Source organism: Peribacillus sp. FSL P2-0133, assembly GCF_037975445.1.
Classification (GTDB): Bacteria; Bacillota; Bacilli; order Bacillales; family DSM-1321; genus Peribacillus; species Peribacillus simplex_E.
Genome location: NZ_CP150254.1, coordinates 1,700,620 through 1,717,485, shown reverse-complemented (window position 1 = coordinate 1,717,485; position 16,866 = coordinate 1,700,620). Strand labels below are relative to the sequence as shown.

The 16,866-nt window shown below is 42.2% G+C and carries 18 protein-coding genes; all 18 read right to left on the bottom strand.

Annotated features, from left to right (window positions below; translation table 11 throughout):
- Positions 1-255 precede the first annotated feature (255 nt).
- Complete coding sequence (gene topA / locus MKY17_RS08290) at positions 256-2,331, bottom strand: type I DNA topoisomerase (RefSeq protein WP_098371029.1); 2,076 nt, start codon at positions 2,329-2,331, stop codon at positions 256-258.
- A gap of 265 nt (positions 2,332-2,596) precedes the next feature.
- Complete coding sequence (gene dprA / locus MKY17_RS08285) at positions 2,597-3,463, bottom strand: DNA-processing protein DprA (protein ID WP_286177003.1); 867 nt, start codon at positions 3,461-3,463, stop codon at positions 2,597-2,599.
- A 118-nt stretch (positions 3,464-3,581) separates the two neighbouring features.
- Positions 3,582-4,484, bottom strand: coding sequence for a succinate--CoA ligase subunit alpha (sucD, locus tag MKY17_RS08280; RefSeq protein WP_076366551.1), 903 nt, complete (start codon positions 4,482-4,484; stop codon positions 3,582-3,584).
- 18 nt (positions 4,485-4,502) lie between these two features.
- Complete coding sequence (sucC, locus tag MKY17_RS08275; protein ID WP_076366553.1) at positions 4,503-5,663, bottom strand: ADP-forming succinate--CoA ligase subunit beta; 1,161 nt, start codon at positions 5,661-5,663, stop codon at positions 4,503-4,505.
- A gap of 477 nt (positions 5,664-6,140) precedes the next feature.
- Positions 6,141-6,413 carry an EscU/YscU/HrcU family type III secretion system export apparatus switch protein gene (locus MKY17_RS08270; protein WP_098371030.1) on the bottom strand — a complete coding sequence of 91 codons (273 nt, stop codon included), beginning with the start codon at positions 6,411-6,413 and terminating at the stop codon, positions 6,141-6,143.
- Complete coding sequence (locus MKY17_RS08265; protein WP_098371031.1) at positions 6,410-8,317, bottom strand: hypothetical protein; 1,908 nt, start codon at positions 8,315-8,317, stop codon at positions 6,410-6,412. Before MKY17_RS08265 ends, MKY17_RS08270 begins: the two co-directional genes overlap by 4 nt.
- Before the next feature lie 13 nt (positions 8,318-8,330).
- On the bottom strand, positions 8,331-9,104 hold the full coding sequence (locus MKY17_RS08260; protein WP_098371380.1) for a ribonuclease HII: 774 nt from the start codon (positions 9,102-9,104) through the stop codon (positions 8,331-8,333).
- 145 nt (positions 9,105-9,249) lie between these two features.
- On the bottom strand, positions 9,250-10,122 hold the full coding sequence (gene ylqF, locus MKY17_RS08255; protein WP_098371032.1) for a ribosome biogenesis GTPase YlqF: 873 nt from the start codon (positions 10,120-10,122) through the stop codon (positions 9,250-9,252).
- Positions 10,123-10,139: 17 nt separating this feature from the next.
- A complete protein-coding gene (gene lepB / locus MKY17_RS08250; protein ID WP_076366561.1) occupies positions 10,140-10,700 on the bottom strand; it encodes a signal peptidase I in 561 nt (186 codons plus the stop codon).
- Positions 10,701-10,918: 218 nt separating this feature from the next.
- Positions 10,919-11,266 carry a 50S ribosomal protein L19 gene (rplS, locus tag MKY17_RS08245; RefSeq protein WP_034313702.1) on the bottom strand — a complete coding sequence of 116 codons (348 nt, stop codon included), beginning with the start codon at positions 11,264-11,266 and terminating at the stop codon, positions 10,919-10,921.
- Between the two features lie 130 nt (positions 11,267-11,396).
- Positions 11,397-12,131 carry a tRNA (guanosine(37)-N1)-methyltransferase TrmD gene (gene trmD / locus MKY17_RS08240; protein ID WP_048684912.1) on the bottom strand — a complete coding sequence of 245 codons (735 nt, stop codon included), beginning with the start codon at positions 12,129-12,131 and terminating at the stop codon, positions 11,397-11,399.
- On the bottom strand, positions 12,131-12,649 hold the full coding sequence (gene rimM / locus MKY17_RS08235) for a ribosome maturation factor RimM (RefSeq protein WP_098371033.1): 519 nt from the start codon (positions 12,647-12,649) through the stop codon (positions 12,131-12,133). The genes trmD and rimM overlap by 1 nt, the downstream gene beginning before the upstream one ends.
- A 10-nt stretch (positions 12,650-12,659) precedes the next feature.
- Positions 12,660-13,046, bottom strand: coding sequence for a YlqD family protein (locus tag MKY17_RS08230; protein WP_034313711.1), 387 nt, complete (start codon positions 13,044-13,046; stop codon positions 12,660-12,662).
- Between the two features lie 221 nt (positions 13,047-13,267).
- Positions 13,268-13,498, bottom strand: coding sequence for a KH domain-containing protein (locus MKY17_RS08225; RefSeq protein WP_048684915.1), 231 nt, complete (start codon positions 13,496-13,498; stop codon positions 13,268-13,270).
- 13 nt (positions 13,499-13,511) lie between these two features.
- The gene (gene rpsP, locus MKY17_RS08220) at positions 13,512-13,784 is read right to left on the bottom strand and encodes a 30S ribosomal protein S16 (RefSeq protein ID WP_034313715.1); all 273 of its coding nucleotides are present in this window, start codon (positions 13,782-13,784) and stop codon (positions 13,512-13,514) included.
- A gap of 153 nt (positions 13,785-13,937) precedes the next feature.
- Complete coding sequence (ffh, locus tag MKY17_RS08215) at positions 13,938-15,278, bottom strand: signal recognition particle protein (RefSeq protein ID WP_098371034.1); 1,341 nt, start codon at positions 15,276-15,278, stop codon at positions 13,938-13,940.
- An 11-nt stretch (positions 15,279-15,289) separates the two neighbouring features.
- A complete protein-coding gene (locus MKY17_RS08210) occupies positions 15,290-15,622 on the bottom strand; it encodes a putative DNA-binding protein (protein ID WP_076366571.1) in 333 nt (110 codons plus the stop codon).
- A gap of 218 nt (positions 15,623-15,840) precedes the next feature.
- Complete coding sequence (ftsY, locus tag MKY17_RS08205; RefSeq protein ID WP_098371035.1) at positions 15,841-16,857, bottom strand: signal recognition particle-docking protein FtsY; 1,017 nt, start codon at positions 16,855-16,857, stop codon at positions 15,841-15,843.
- Positions 16,858-16,866: the final 9 nt, after the last annotated feature.

The window sequence follows — 16,866 nt, the reverse complement described above, 5'->3', positions numbered from 1 at the left end:
ATCTTTTTAAAAAGGGTAACGGACGCAAATAGGAATTATATCTTTAAAAGAATGTACTTGTCCACTGAATTTTACATCACATGGCCTAAATAAAAAAGTTTCAAGCTTTATCCATTTTCTTCTTGGAAGCGAATCCACATATTATCATGATATCATACTTTCCTGAACATAAAGAAACCCGGCAGATGCCGAGTCAATTTATATTTAGGGTTTTTCGATAATTCACAGGGAAAGTAAACGATTTCACGGTCTTTTCTATGCTTGGGGCATTTCTTTGAAATCACAATCCATACACTGGACCTGGACGCCTTTTTTGAGTTTTTTCTCAACAAGTGTACCTTCACATTTTGGACAACTCCGCGGCAATGGTTTATCCCATGATATGAAGTCACATCCAGGGTAGGTATCACACCCGTAAAATATGCGGCGTTTTTTACTTTTCCTTTCAATGATGTTTCCTTCTTTACATTTTGGGCATTTGACACCGATTTCTTTAACGATTGGCTTTGTGTTACGGCAATCCGGGAAATTACTGCATGCCATGAACTTTCCATAACGCCCCATCTTAAAGACCATCCCATGTCCGCATTCCACGCAATCTTCACCAGCAGGTTCATCTTTAATTTCAATTTTCTCCATCTCGACTTCGGCTTTAGCCAGATGAACTGCAAATTCTTTATAAAATTCATCAATGACCTTTATCCATTCGATACTGCCTTCCTCGACGCTGTCGAATTCCTGTTCCATCTTGGCAGTGAACTCTGCATCAAGAATATCCGGGAAGAATTCGCGTATCAATTCAAGAACGATCTCACCAAGCTCTGTCGGGATGAACCGTTTATTATCCAAGGTAACATAGCCCCGTTTTTGAATCGTATCCAAGGTAGGGGCATATGTAGAAGGACGGCCTATTCCCAGTTCCTCTAGGGTTTTGACAAGACGGGCTTCAGTATATCGGGGCGGAGGCTGTGTGAAATGCTGCTTCGGCTCGATATCTTTTGAAAAGAATTGATCTCCTTTTTTCACATCCGGAAGTGCATTTTCCTTTTCTTCCACCGAGTCATCGGACCCTTCAACATATACCTTCATGAAACCCGGAAATTTAATTTTTGAACCATTTGCCCTGAAGATGACATCTTCGTTATGCAGGTCGATGCTCATCGTATCCATGACTGCCGAAGACATTTGACTAGAAACGAATCGTTCCCATATCAATTTATAAAGACGGAATTGATCTCTGGATAAGAACTCCTTGACTACACCCGGTTCACGTAATGTGCTTGTTGGCCTGACTGCTTCATGGGCGTCCTGGGCATTAGTTTGTTTTTTCTCCTTGCGCTGTTCAACCTGAACATAATCTTTACCATAATTATTTTGAATGAAGGTATGGACTTCCTCTTTCGCAACATCGGAAATCCGGGTTGAATCGGTTCTCATATAAGTGATTAACCCGACTGTACCTTCCTTGCCAAGCTCGATTCCTTCATAAAGCTGCTGAGCAAGCATCATGGTTTTCTTTGCACGGAAATTCAATTTACGTGCCGCTTCCTGTTGCAGGGAAGAAGTTGTAAAAGGGGAAGCTGGATTGCGCCTTCTTTCCTTTTTAGCCACAGCTCCTATCGTAAATTCGCCGCCATTTAAAGAAGCGAGCACTTTTTTGACGTCCTCTTCGGTATTTAATTCCTTCTTCTCGCCGCCAAGGCTGAAGAAGGAACCTTCAAACTGTTCTTTTCCTTTTACAAAATCAGCCTTGATTGTCCAATACTCTTCCGGGATAAAATCTTTGATCTCCTTCTCCCGGTCAATGATCATCCGTACAGCAACCGATTGGACCCGTCCTGCGCTTAAGCCTTTTTTCACCTTTTTCCACAAAAGCGGGCTTATATTGTATCCGACTAAACGATCCAAGATCCTTCTTGCCTGCTGGGCATCAACCAATTTCATATTTATTGGCCTCGGCGATTTAAATGATTCTTTGATAGCCTCTTTCGTGATCTCGTTGAATACCACGCGGCAATCTGAGTTAACGTCAACATCAAGACTGTGAGCCAAATGCCAGGCAATGGCTTCCCCTTCCCTGTCGGGGTCAGCCGCGAGATAAATTTTTTTCGCTTTTTTCGCAGCGGTTTTCAATTCTTTTAAAACCGGGCCTTTGCCGCGGATAGTTATATATTTAGGTTCATATTCATGTTCAACATCGACACCCATTTGACTTTTAGGCAAATCTCGAACATGCCCCATGGAAGCCTTTACTTTATATTTTTTTCCCAAGTAACGTTCTATTGTTTTCGCCTTTGCGGGCGATTCCACAATCACTAAGTATTCTGACATCCAATAAATCCTCCTCAAAGAGGTAATATAAATCTTCACTATTATTAATCATTCAAAAATCATTTGTCAACACCTCTTTACTTTTCAAAGCATGCTGATTCATTTATTAATAGGTATTTTGACAAGAGGTGCCATTTGCAAAACTTATAACAGTTTTACAATATTTTCAACCTTTTTGTCTAATAATTCAACCCATCCTTCTAAAAAAGCACCTTTTTTTCTTTTTTCCCGTTTGATTCTCCGTCTATCTTCTATATTATATTGTTCAAAACTCTTCCTCGATCTGCCTGTAACTCAAAACAAGTTTGGCACCATCGGAAATCAATTGATTGGTCCCCAGTGATTCAGGGCTCGTAACATTGCCTGGAAGCGCAAATACCTCCCTGCCGTGTTCCAAAGCAGCTTGTGCCGTAATAAGGGAACCGCTTCTTTCTTTTGCCTCGACCACGAATACTCCCTGTGATAATCCACTGATGATTCGATTCCTAAGCGGAAACATCCAAGGTTCCGCCTTCATTTCCGGTGGAGTCTCAGATATAAGCAGGCCTTTATTGATGATTTCTTTAGCAAGGGTAACATTGAATTTCGGATATATTTGCATAAGCCCCCCTCCTAAAACCCCAACCGTATCTCCGCCTCCCCTTAATGTGATCTTATGTGACTCTGCATCGATTCCAGCCGCCACTCCGCTTATGATCACGAACTTTTTCTTTACAAGCGGTAATAGAATCGATTTTAAGGCCTCCAGACCATACGAGGTTGGCTTACGTGTTCCAACAACACCTAGCGTATTCTTCCTTGTTAAAAGCTTCGTATCACCTTTATAATAAAGAACCCACGGAGGATCGAATATTTGCTTCAGCAAAAAAGGATATTCATCATCGAAGATCGTCAAACAATGGATTTGGCTATCTTCGTAATTTTTAAGTTTATCGATGGTATTGAGTGAATGTAAATCTTTGAAAAAGAGGTTAAGCTTATTTGAAGGGATAGGGAGCATTTTTGCCCATTCAACGTAATCCGTCGTGAACAGGGAAGATAATGACGGGTCTTTGGACATGATTGTTTGGATTGATTTCCATCCTGCCCCGCGGCAATGATGGAGATGGATTAACTTTTCTTTTTTATTCAATTTGAAACGCCCCTAATCGGATATTTTTAGTGGTAGGTTGATAGTGATGTACTAGGTGTTTCCCGAGGAAATTGGAGGAAAATAAGACCGACCCAAAAAAAGGTCGGCCCAGCTTAAATTAATGTGTTTTACAAGGTTCGTATATCTCTTTTTCTTTCAAGACGGAAATCAATGTTTCACCCATTACGGATGGAGTTTCGGCAACTTTAATTCCACATTCGTTCATAACGCGGATTTTCTCGTCAGCAGTTCCTTTTCCTCCTGAGATAATGGCACCAGCATGTCCCATGCGTTTACCGGCAGGAGCCGTACGGCCACCAATGAAACCAACAACTGGCTTAGTCATATTTTCCTTCACCCAGATTGCTGCTTCTTCTTCTGCCGTTCCGCCGATTTCCCCGATCATAATCACAGCATGTGTTTCCGGATCATCATTGAATGCCTTCAATACGTCAATGAAATCCGTTCCATTAACTGGATCCCCACCGATACCGACAGCCGAAGATTGCCCGATGCCTGCTTGCGATAATTGGTGAACAGCTTCGTACGTTAAAGTTCCAGAACGTGAAACTACACCTACATGGCCTTTTTTGTGGATATATCCTGGCATGATACCAATCTTACACTCTTCAGGAGTAATGACACCTGGGCAGTTCGGTCCGATCAAGCGAGTTTTTTTGCCTTCCATGTACCGCTTAACCTTGACCATATCCAGGACAGGAATATGTTCCGTGATACAAATGACAAGATCAAGTTCTGCGTCTACGGCTTCCAGAATTGCATCAGCAGCAAATGGCGCCGGTACATAGATAACGGAAGCATTCGCTCCGGTTTCAGTGACAGCTTCGGAAACTGTATTGAATACAGGTACCCCTTCCGCCTCTGTTCCACCTTTACCCGGAGTGACTCCTCCAACGATTTTCGTGCCGTATTCCAACATTTGTTTTGTATGAAATAATGCTGTTGCACCAGTGATTCCCTGAACGATCACTTTCGTATCTTTATTAATATAAACGCTCATTATGTTCCCCCCTGCCTATTATCCTACAAGTGATACTATTTTTTGTGCTCCATCAGCCATTGATTCAGCAGCCGTAATATTTAAACCTGACTCTTTTAGAATCTTTTTGCCAAGGTCCACATTCGTTCCTTCAAGACGAACAACAAGAGGGACATCCAGGCCAAGCTCTTTAGCAGCAGCCACGACGCCTGTTGCGATGATGTCACATTTCATGATTCCTCCGAAGATATTAACGAAGATGCCTTTAACATTTTTATCGGAAAGGATGATTTTGAAAGCCTCTTTCACTTTTTCCTCAGTGGCGCCGCCACCAACGTCAAGGAAGTTAGCCGGATCTCCCATATAATGTTTAATGATGTCCATCGTCGCCATAGCAAGCCCGGCACCATTAACCATGCATCCGATATTTCCGTCAAGCGATATGTAACTAAGGCCATGTTTGGATGCTTCAATCTCTTTTGCATCCTCTTCATCCAAATCACGGAATTCCGCGATGTCTTTTTGGCGGTAAATCGCATTATCATCAAAATTCAATTTAGCATCAAGTGCCATTACATTGCCGTCGCCCGTAACCACTAATGGGTTGATTTCTGCGATTGAGCAATCTTTTTCAACGAAAGCAGTATATAAGTTAACCATCAGCTTGGAAGCTTTATTTATAAGTGAAGCCGGAATATTGATATTGAATGCAATTCTCCGTGCTTGGAAGCCCGTCAGGCCGACAACCGGATCGATTACTTCTTTGAAAATTTTCTCTGGCGTCTTTTCGGCCACTTCCTCAATTTCCGTTCCGCCTTCTTCAGAAGCCATCAACACGACACTGTTCGTAGCACGGTCAAGGACCAGCCCGATATAATACTCTTTCGTAATGTCGCAGCCCTCTTCAATAAGTAAACGCTTAACTTCCTTGCCTGCAGGTCCTGTTTGATGGGTCACCAACGTCTTGCCAAGAATTTCTTCTGCATATGTACGTGCTTCATCAAGATTCTTCGCTACCTTGACTCCGCCGGCTTTCCCGCGGCCGCCCGCATGAATTTGAGCTTTTACGACAACAACTTCCGTACCTAACTCCTTCGCTGCTTCCACTGCTTCATCAACAGTAAAGGCAACCCGGCCATTTGGAACGGATACCCCGTATTGTCGCAATATCTCTTTCCCCTGATACTCATGGATATTCATTTCCCATCCTCCTTATCTACTAAAAAACAACTTCGGAATTTAATGCGTGTTTTCTCTATCATATTACAACAAAATTCTCCTTCGTGCATAATTTTCTTTCACAAAATTTTTAAAATATTATTATAATATACTTCCATACCCCTGTGTAAAATGGAAAAAACCTTCTTTGCGGTTGGTTTTTTTCTTATTAAAATCATTTATTTTTGCTCTGTACAAAAAAGTCATTACTGTTATAAATCTAGTGAAAACGCTATCATAAAAGCCTTTTCATCATTGACTCAGAGATCTTTTCATGAGAAATTACGGTTATCCTTTGACTGACCCTAAATAAAAGCAAAAGGACAAAGCCATTGCCTTGTCCTTTTGTTAATAGTTTAGTATTTTTTTAATATAATGAAAATACACCAGTGATTTCCCTAATATTCTACATAAACCAACAGAACTCCATTTGGTGAAATCACATGGAAAACTAGGATCCTACCGATTCTTTTCTTTGTCAACTTTATAAATGAATGCAAATACCTCTGCAACTGCTCCATATAATTCTTCGGGAATCGTTTGATTTATATCAAATTGACCTAAAAGTGCAGCAAGCGATTCGTCCCTCTGGACCGGTATATCCAGTTTCATGGCCTTTTCCAGAATTTTTTCAGCCGTTTTACCTTTCCCCTTCGCCAATATGACGGGCGCTTTGGATGTTCTTTGATCATACTTTAAGGCAATGGCTTCTTTTCGTAGATCATTTATCATATTCGAATATCCACTCCGCTATATGGACCGGCTTCTGAAAAAGGAATCGGTTTTACCCTTAGGTCCCGCTCTTTTTCATTCACGGGTTTTACAAATGAAACCCCTGATAATCTGTAATCCATTTTTCCGAGATTCTCTCTTAGGATGTCAAGATATTGACCGGCTGCCTCTTCAAGGACCGCACCATGCCCATTGATGACCGTCACTTTTATGATTCGGTTTTGAACCTGCATGTCGATGACCGTTTCTTTAAGACGTTCCAATTCTAAATAAAATAGGACTCGGCAGTAATCCGGGTCTATTTTGCCATCTTTTGTTTTCCTTCCGCTCCATTGTAAAGTTAGGTCCGTTTGAATCGATCCCAAATTGAGTGGAAGTGTCAGGAGCAAATTCTGAATCGGCCCATTTTCCTGTGAAAGGATCTGTTGCGCAGTAATCCGATTTAGGATTTGTTCTGCCATTTCCTTGATAGATGCCGGAATTTGCTCATTCAGCAATTTAAGCAGCAGCGGTTTAAGTGTCTCTAAATCATTCGGGATCTCCTTCATATCATCTCCAGAAAGATTAATGAGTGCATGTTCCAGCTGAAGGCCAAGGACCTTGGTCATTTCTTTTAGTTGGTGTGCAACGGAAGGCCCATTGGTGAAATCGATTGTTTGAAACTCGGCTTCCAGTAGATGTGAAAGGACAAGCTTCTCATTAATCCTAACGTATCGGGCTTCAGGAAGCTTATTAAGCGACTGAAACAGTAATTCAGCCACCTTACCCTTCGACTCCTCTATTTGCTCTGTATCCATATTCAAGTAGCCTATAAGGTCATTCACTTCTTTTTTTCCGCCTATTGCCTTTTTAGCTGTTGCTTCGGTAAAAGCACTCTGGAGTAAATGAAAGGCATGAGGGGAAAGTTTTTCTGCAGAAATGTTTTTTCTCTGTATCGAGTGGATATCAGCTGGCAGGTGATCATGACCGTTAAATATGCGATTAATGGTCGTTTCGATCTCTGCAACTTTTGCAAATGCACCGCTTTTTGCCCCGGATAGCAACTGCAATCCTTGGTGTAATTTATCAATCACTGAAATCTTGGCCATACCGGACCTTGCCTCAGCTCCATCCATTAAGTTTTCCAGAAAGACAGATTCTGTAATTCCCTTTGGAATTAAACCCGTCTTTTGAAGCAGGGAAAATGCACCGGATTTCATTTCTGGCGTTGAAGCGGGATCCAGCCAAGCGGCCACTAGGTTTTGCAAACCATTTTGTTGGAGCTGGTTCTGTTTAACAACATGTAAAGAGTCCAATACATCCATAAGCTTGACGGCCGTCCTCGTTACTGCCCCGACATCTTGCAGCTGTTGCTTGAAGACACTGAGTAGTTTGTGGAAAGGTTCACCTTTGTACTGTGTAAATAATGCATCAAATACATCTTTTAGAAATGGCAGTTGCTGAATGAACATCGATTTTATTACAGGTAGACCAGCTTCTGCAGCATCAGCAGCTTTTAACCATTGCAAAGCGGACTGAAAGGTTTCCTTGGTTATCGGAAGCCGATTTGTCAGGAGGTATTCGGCAAGTTTCGTAGCGGCCGGTTCAGGCGTCATGCCGAGATGAGCGATCAATTGCGCAGCCGTTCCCTTTAAGCCGGAAACGTTCAAATCGGGGGAATCTAAAGCTTTTAACACGACACCCCCCTCTATTGGGTGCCTCACTTGAAACCAGTACATTTCTCCTGACCGTAGCGGGATTTCGAGATTGGCAATCATTTTTTGATGGCCAATCTGTACCTCGGCTGTTTGGTCAGGAAAAACCTTATTCACCTTCCCGATAAGGATTTGCCCGTTTTTCAAACTCACAAATCCTTTTACTTCAATGGGTGAAGAAACGGGTTTGCCGCTTGTTATGGATTGCACCACTCATCCCCCCTTAGCCCTTCGTTCGTGCAGCGATTTCCTTAACTGGTGCAAAACTTCTTCTATGCCAAGGTGTAAGCCCGTGCGTGCCGAGTGCTTCTAAATGTTGGCTCGTCCCGTAACCCATGTGCTTTTCGAAACCATATTGCGGATATTTTTCACCATATTCCTTCATCATCCTATCACGGGTCACTTTCGCTATTATAGAGGCCGCAGAGATGCTAATGCTTCTTGCGTCCCCCTTTATGAGTGAAAGCTGGGGAATGGGCACATCCAGTTCCATCGCATCAATCAACAAATGATCAGGAAGTTCTGTCAAATCGTTCACTGCGGCCACCATCGCCTTTTTAGTGGCTTGGTATATATTGATTTCATCAATAACTTCGCTATGTACAACACCCACACCTATTGATAGTGCTTCCTTAAAAATCATCTCATAAAACCGTTCCCTTTTTGACTCTGGAATTTTTTTAGAATCATTAAGACCCGGTAAATAAAAAGATTCAGGCAAGATGACTGCACTCGTCACAACTGGTCCTGCGAGCGGTCCTCTTCCCACTTCATCGATACCAGCCAAAATGGAAAACCCCTGTTTTCGCAATTGCCGTTCAAACTCTGTCATTTCCGTGAAAGCATCCCTTAGATGTTGTTCTTTTTCATAAGTTCTTTGCCATTTGCTTACTAAGTCGGTTACTCCCTTTCTTCCGTCCTCCCGGCATTCTTGTAAAAATGAATCCTCGGGCTCTCTTATTGTCATTAACTTTGAGGAGATTTCCTTAATGCTCATTGCAGTTATCATCTTTTATCACCCATCATATTAATTATCGGCAGTCTTGCTTCCTTTTTTCAGTTCAGAAAAATACGGAGCGGAAAAGAGACATCAAAAAGAAATATCTTTTCGACATCCAACTCCAGCTCCGTATCACTTCATGTTAATCGGGGATATCAACCTCTTCATATTCCAATGGGACCTCAAACGTCAGCGGGCCCATCTTTTCTGAACGGATTTCACGTACGACCAACTCTGCGGTTTTATCATAATCGATGAAGCCCCCAGATGCCAAACAGCCCCTGAACTTTCCGACAGCATCGAACAATTCGAGCGTTTCCTGCGGAATTACATCCAGGTTATAACGGGATTTCATTCTATCCGGATATTCTTTTTCCAAAAAGCGAAGACCGTATAAAGAGACTTCGTGCAAGTTTAAAATCGTATCCTTGATCGCACCTGTCAATGCCAGCTTCAAACCAACTTCTTGATCCTCGAATTTTGGCCAGAGAATCCCCGGCGTATCCAGCAATTCCAATTCCTTACCAACTTTTATCCATTGCTGCGCTTTCGTGACGCCAGGAGTATTCCCTGTTTTGGCAATGTTCTTTTTGGCAAGTCGATTGATTAATGTCGATTTCCCCACGTTCGGAATGCCGACTATCATGGCACGGATCGCTCTCGGCTTTATTCCTCTTGATTCCATCCGCTCATACTTCTCTTTTAAAAGTTTTTTGGCAGCAGCTGTAATCTGGTTTAAACCGTTTCCTGCCTGCGAATTAATGGCAATCGCCGTTTTCCCCTGCGATTTATAATGCTCAAGCCACAAATTAGTTTTTACCGGATCTGCCATATCAGCTTTATTCAATAGGATAACCCTCGGTTTATGCTGAATGATTTCATCGATCATCGGATTTCGTGAAGATGCCGGAATCCGGGCATCCACAAGTTCAAAGATGATGTCGATCAGTTTTAATTTCTCTGTTACTTCCCGTCTTGCTTTGGCCATATGGCCAGGGAACCACTGTATTGTCAATGGAATCCACCTTCCTACTATTCCGCCAATCGAAAGTCTTCAATCGGCCAATAAACTAATTTAGTTTTTCCTAACACTTTATCGTAAGGAACGACACCTACGCCAATATGGCGGCTATCCTTACTAAAACGACGATTATCCCCTAGGACAAATAGAGTGTCCTCAGGTACCGTTCCTTGTTCTATGACATCACTTAATGTAAAAGGCTCCGTCAAATCCCCGCCATCAATCAATTGTTCTTTATATTCATCCAAGTATGGCTCATCATAAGCTTTTCCATTCACGTAAAGAGTATCATCTCTATATTCCACTTTTTCCCCTGGCAATCCGATGACCCGTTTTATGTAATCTTTGCCTTCAGGAGCTTCGAAAACGATAATGTCGAATCTTTTCGGTTCGCCAATCGAATAGGAGATTTTATTAACGATCATGCGGTCCGTATCCTTTAATGTCGGCATCATGGAATTACCGTCCACAACAATAGGAGCCAGGAGGAAATAACGAATCAGCGTCGCCGCTATAACCGCGATTATGACCGCCTTCGTCCATTCCCACAATTCATTTTTCTTTTTCGCCATCCTTACCCACCCTTTTTGAAGCATATCAACAATTATTTTAACATGTTGCGGACGCTATAGCGAGCAGGATTCTATATAGTTTTCACCGTATGTGTATTCATCGTTTCTTAAAGTGCAAAAAGGGAGCCTGATTAACAAGCTCCCTTTTTTTGCATGATACTGTTTGGTTATTCACCTTATGTGGATCATGGTAAACCCGCATGAAGATATTCGAAGGATTAACGACGAATTTCTTTAATACGTGCTTTTTTACCACGAAGTTCGCGTAGGTAATAAAGTTTCGCACGACGTACTTTACCGTGACGGATAACTTCTAGTTTCGCAATTTTTGGTGTGTGAACAGGGAAAGCACGTTCTACTCCAACGCCGTAAGAGATCTTACGTACTGTGAAAGTTTCACTAACTCCGCCGCCACGACGTTTGATTACAACGCCTTCAAACAACTGGATACGTTCGCGAGTTCCTTCAATAACCTTTACGTGTACACGTACTGTGTCACCAGGTCTGAATGATGGAAGATCTGAGCGAAGTTGTTCTTTTGTGATTTCGTTAATAAGATTTTGCATCGATTTCAACTCCTCCTGGACGCTCTTGCAAATACTTATTGTTTGCAGCGGAACATCGTTATAAGACTGAGCATTTTGCCCAAGTCACAAGTTATATCCTATCACACTATAAACGTCGATGCAATAGACATCAGTCTTCTTTTTTAATCTCGGATAATAATTTTTTTTCAACTTCCGATAGTTCATAACTATCGAGCAAATCCGGACGTCGAATCCAAGTTCTGCGCAGAGATTCCTTCATCCGCCATTCATCGATTTTTTTATGATTCCCGGATATTAGCGGATCGGGAACTTTCATCCCCCGGAAATCTGCAGGTCTAGTATAATGGGGATGCTCTAACAAACCAGAAGAATAGGAATCAAGAATCGGGGAGTCAACATTTCCAAGAACGCCAGGCAGCAAGCGCACAACGCTGTCAATTATGACCATTGCACCCAATTCCCCACCTGTAAGCACAAAGTCACCAATCGATATTTCATCAGTGACGACATGCTCCCGGATGCGCTCATCATAGCCTTCATAATGCCCGCAAATGAAAATGAGATGTTCCTCTTCAGCAAACTCTTCGGCTTTTTTCTGCGTGTAACGCTCTCCCTGGGGACAAAGCAGGACTACCCTTGGGGTTAGCTCACCTTGCCCTTTTAGAGCTTCCACAGCATCAAAGATCGGTTGTGCCTTCAATACCATTCCGGCACCGCCGCCATACGGATAATCGTCTACCGTCGAATGTTTATTATCTGCATAATCCCGAAAGTTGGTCACCTTGTAGCTGACAGCCTGCTTTTCCGCAGCCTTTTTTAAGATTGACGAACCAAATACCCCTTCGAACATTTCTGGAAAAAGCGAAAGCACATCGATTTTCATCAGTCCAAAAGTCCTTCCATCGGTGTAATGATGACCTTTTTAGCGGAAATATCCACTTCTTTTACAATTTGATCAATATATGGGATCAGGATGTCCTTACTGCCAGCTTTCTTAATGACCCAAACATCATTGGCACCAGGCGTAAGAACCTCAATGATTTCCCCAACTTCCATGCCTTCATCCGTAAATACCGAACAGCCGATGATTTCATGGAAGTAGAACTCACCTTCGTCCAATTTACCAAGCTGCGCTTCCTTGACTTTCAGGACCCCGTTTTTAAAAGCCTCGACCTGTCCGACGTTATAATAGTTCTCGAACGTCAACAGGTTAAAGTTTTTATGGGTGCGATGCGACCTGATGATAAGCGGCAAAGGTTTTTTCTCCGTGTCCCTAAACAAATACAGAGTATTTCCCACTTTGTATCGTTTTTCCGGAAAGTCTGTTGAAGAAATAACACGGACTTCTCCTAAAAGGCCATGTGTGTTGACAATTTTACCTACATTAAACCATTTTTCCATTCTTTCACCTCTAACGAATTTCCGAGACGATTCCATCTTTAATGACAATGGTCTTCGTTGCCATAATTTCGTCCCAATCTGCCCCAATTTCCACATCAATGATACTTTGAACTTCTCGTTCCTTCAATTCACTACCTGCGGGAAGGATCTCCAACTGCTCCATTTGAAATTCAAGCAGTTTAATTTTTTCTTGCCTCTGGTTTATTTCTTTTTCAAAATGAGCACGGAGACTAGCAGGTTGGAGAGTTCTTGTTTTTTCAAGTTTTTTCAGTTCAAAGCGAAGCTGTTCACTCTCTTTTTGAAGCTGAAGGCGTTTTGACTTGTATTTCTCGAGGAGCTGATTCTTGCTGGATTCCGTTAATACTTGGTTAACGATTACATTTTGGAGAATTTTCATTCCAGCACCTCCTATTATCTATGATTTCTTATTTCATTCAAAAAATATGTATGATGGGGTAATCTTTTTGAAATGGGGGTCATTCTCTTAAGTATAACGTAAATCGGTAAAAGATGCGTCTTAAAAAGGCGTAAAGTTTAAAGTCCTGGTCTATTCAATTAGGATCCCAGTCGGAATTTCACCTTCTTGAAGTACAAAAAAAGGAGGGGTATTAACCCTCCTTATTCGGAAATCTCCAAATAGATTTTCTTCTGCTGTGAAGATCCTGCTGCATATACCACAGTCCGAATCGCCTTAGCAACACGCCCTTGTTTACCGATCACCTTGCCCATGTCCTCTTTATGAACGGAGAGGATATAAACAATCCGGTCGGATTCTTCCTTGGAGGTCACGATGACCTCTTCCGGATAATCCACAAGTGCTGAAACAATCGTTTCAATCAGTGCTTTCATCAACTACCGTCGATTACTTGCTGTTTTTTGCAACATGGAATTTTTCCATGATGCCTTGTGTAGAGAATAAGTTACGAACTGTATCAGATGGTTTAGCTCCATCTTGTAACCATTTAAGAGCAAGCTCTTCGTTGATTTCAACTTTAGCTGGTTGAGTCACCGGGTTATAAGTTCCTACCACTTCAATGTAACGTCCGTCACGTGGTGAACGAGAATCTGCAACTACAATACGATAGAAAGGAGATTTTTTAGCTCCCATACGTTTTAAGCGAATTTTTACTGCCATTTTAAATAAGCACCTCCGAATAGTTTCACACAAGATAGTATAATATCAAATGTCTTGCATGTTTGTAAAGGTTTTTTTCTTAACAGGTGAAAAAAGTGTTGAAATACATGGCTTCGACCTGTATTTCGCTTCAGTTTCGACCTAAAATAAACCTTACATGAACGGGAATTTGAATCCCTTTTTCTTTCCTTTTTGCATGTTCGTAACCTGTTTCATCATCTTTTTCATTTCTTCGAATTGCTTCAGTAGACGGTTCACTTCTTGAATCGATCTGCCGCTTCCCTTGGCAATCCGTTTCTTGCGGGATGCATTCATGGTTTCCGGATGTTCCTTTTCATGCGTAGTCATTGAACGGATGATAGCTTCCACATGACCGATCTGTTTCTCATCGATCTGCAGGTTGTCCATCCCTTTCATTTTATTCGCACCGGGAATCATTTTCAGAATATCATCAAGCGGTCCCATATTCCGCACCTGACCAAGCTGATCAAGGAAATCATCAAAGGTAAAAGTGGCTGTACGCATCTTTTTCTCTAATTCTTTCGCTTTTTCTTCATCTACATTGGCCTGTGCTTTTTCGATAAGGGTCAATACATCACCCATGCCGAGAATCCTTGACGCCATCCGTTCTGGATGGAACGCTTCAATTGCATCCAATTTTTCCCCCATACCGACGAATTTAATCGGCGTGTCGGTGACTGAACGAATTGAAAGTGCCGCACCACCACGTGTATCCCCATCAAGTTTCGTTAAGACGACTCCAGTCAGACCTAGCTGTTCATTGAAGCTTTGGGCAACATTGACCGCATCCTGACCTGTCATCGCATCGACAACCAGGAAGATTTCATCAGGTTTTGTCAACTCTTTGATATCCTTCAGTTCGCCCATCAAGTTTTCATCAACATGAAGGCGGCCTGCGGTATCAATCAACACATAATCATGATGTTCTTCCTTAGCTTTTTCAATTGCCTGTTTGGCAATTTCAACAGGGCTGACCTGGTCCCCAAGGGAGAAAACAGGCATGCTTAATTGTTTGCCAAGTGTTTCAAGCTGCTTAATCGCCGCCGGACGGTAAATATCAGCCGCAACGAGCAATGGCTTGCGGTTGTATTTTTTTCTAAGAAGATTGGCAAGCTTTCCGGTGGTCGTCGTTTTACCAGCACCCTGAAGCCCTACCATCATAATGACAGTCGGTGGTTTCGAGGCAACGGCAATCTTGCTTTGTTCGCCGCCCATCAGCTCCGTCAATTCTTCCTTAACTACTTTAATTACCTGTTGACCGGGGGTTAAGCTTTTCAGCACTTCCTGACCTACCGAACGTTCACTGACACGTTTTACAAAATCCTTCACGACTTTAAAGTTAACATCCGCTTCAAGCAGGGCCAATCGAACTTCACGCATCATTTCTTTTACGTCCGCTTCGTTGACCTTCCCTTTTCCGCGGATTTTTTGCATCGTGCTCTGCAGTCGGTCGGCCAATCCTTCAAATGCCATATTGCCGCCTCCTAATCCAACTTCTCAAGCGTTGTGATTGCGTCAAGCAGCTCCTCTTTTGAAAAGGAATCCTTTTCTATGAGTCCCTTCATATTCGCAATCCACTGGTTACGCTCTTGAAATTTTTGAAATAACAAAAGCTTTGCTTCATATTCCTCAAGCATCGCTTCCGTTCTTTTTATATTATCATAGACTGCCTGCCTACTGACTTCGTATTCTTCGGCAATCTCGCCAAGAGAGTAATCATCCAGATAGTAGAGGGACATGTAGCTCTGCTGCTTCTCTGTTAACAACGATTGGTAAAAGTCATACAAATAATTAATCCGCGTTGTCTTTTCAAGCATCTTAGCAAGCCTCCCTGCTGTTAAGTGAAAACCCTTTACAAGTTTATATTGTAAAGCCTAGTTTATTTGATGTCAAGTTAAACTCCTTACCACTTGTTTGCAAAGCATTATTTTTTCTTTTTTCATCCTTTTTTTAGACCTTTCTGCAATTGCTACTCCAAATAACCACTGTGAACAAAAAACCAGAAGAGAAATATCTCTTCTGGCTTACAATTTTTCTAAATCTCTTCTTTATCGATGATATCAGCAAAAAGGCCATAAACATATTTCTCAGCATCGAATTCCTGTAGATCGTCCATTTTTTCACCTAGCCCGACAAATTTAACGGGAATGGCCAATTCATTGCGAATTGCCAAAACAATTCCACCTTTTGCGGTGCCATCAAGCTTTGTTAAAACAATACCGGAAACATTGGTCGCTTCCTTGAATGTCTTGGCCTGAATAAGGGCATTTTGCCCAGTTGTAGCATCAAGGGCAAGCAACACCTCGTGTGGTGCACCTGGTACTTCACGTTCAATTACACGTTTCACCTTTTCCAATTCCTTCATTAAATTCACTTTATTCTGTAAGCGACCAGCCGTGTCGCAGATCAGTATATCCGCTTTTCGTGCCTTGGCGGCCTGAATGGCATCGAACATGACCGCTGCAGGATCAGAGCCTTCACCCTGTTTGATTACACTGACACCGACACGCTCTCCCCAAACCTCAAGCTGTTCGATCGCACCGGCACGGAAGGTATCCCCGGCAGCCAATACGACAGATTTACCTTCAGTTTTGAATTTATGGGCAAGTTTACCAATGGTTGTCGTTTTACCTACCCCATTAACCCCTACAAACAAAATGACCGTCAAACCTTCTTCTTGTATATTCAGGCTTGAAGTCGCTTCATCATCACCTTGGTAGATTTCAACAAGCTTTTCGGAAATAACGGACTGCACTTCCCTCGTATCAGAGATATTACGAAGCTTGACTTCCATTTTTAATTGATCAATCAGTTCCATCACAGTATCAAAGCCCACATCAGCCTGTATCAGGATTTCTTCAAGTTCTTCAAAAAAGTCCTCATCCACTTTCCGGTAACGGGCAACAAGTTCATTAACCCTTCCAGTAAAGGAATTCCTCGTCTTCGTCAAACCTTGCTTGAATTTTTCCCCTATGGATACTTCTGCTTCAACTGATTTTTCTTTTTCTTCCTGGGTCGTAAATTTCTCTTTTAGCTTTTTGAAAAAACTCATTGTCCCACT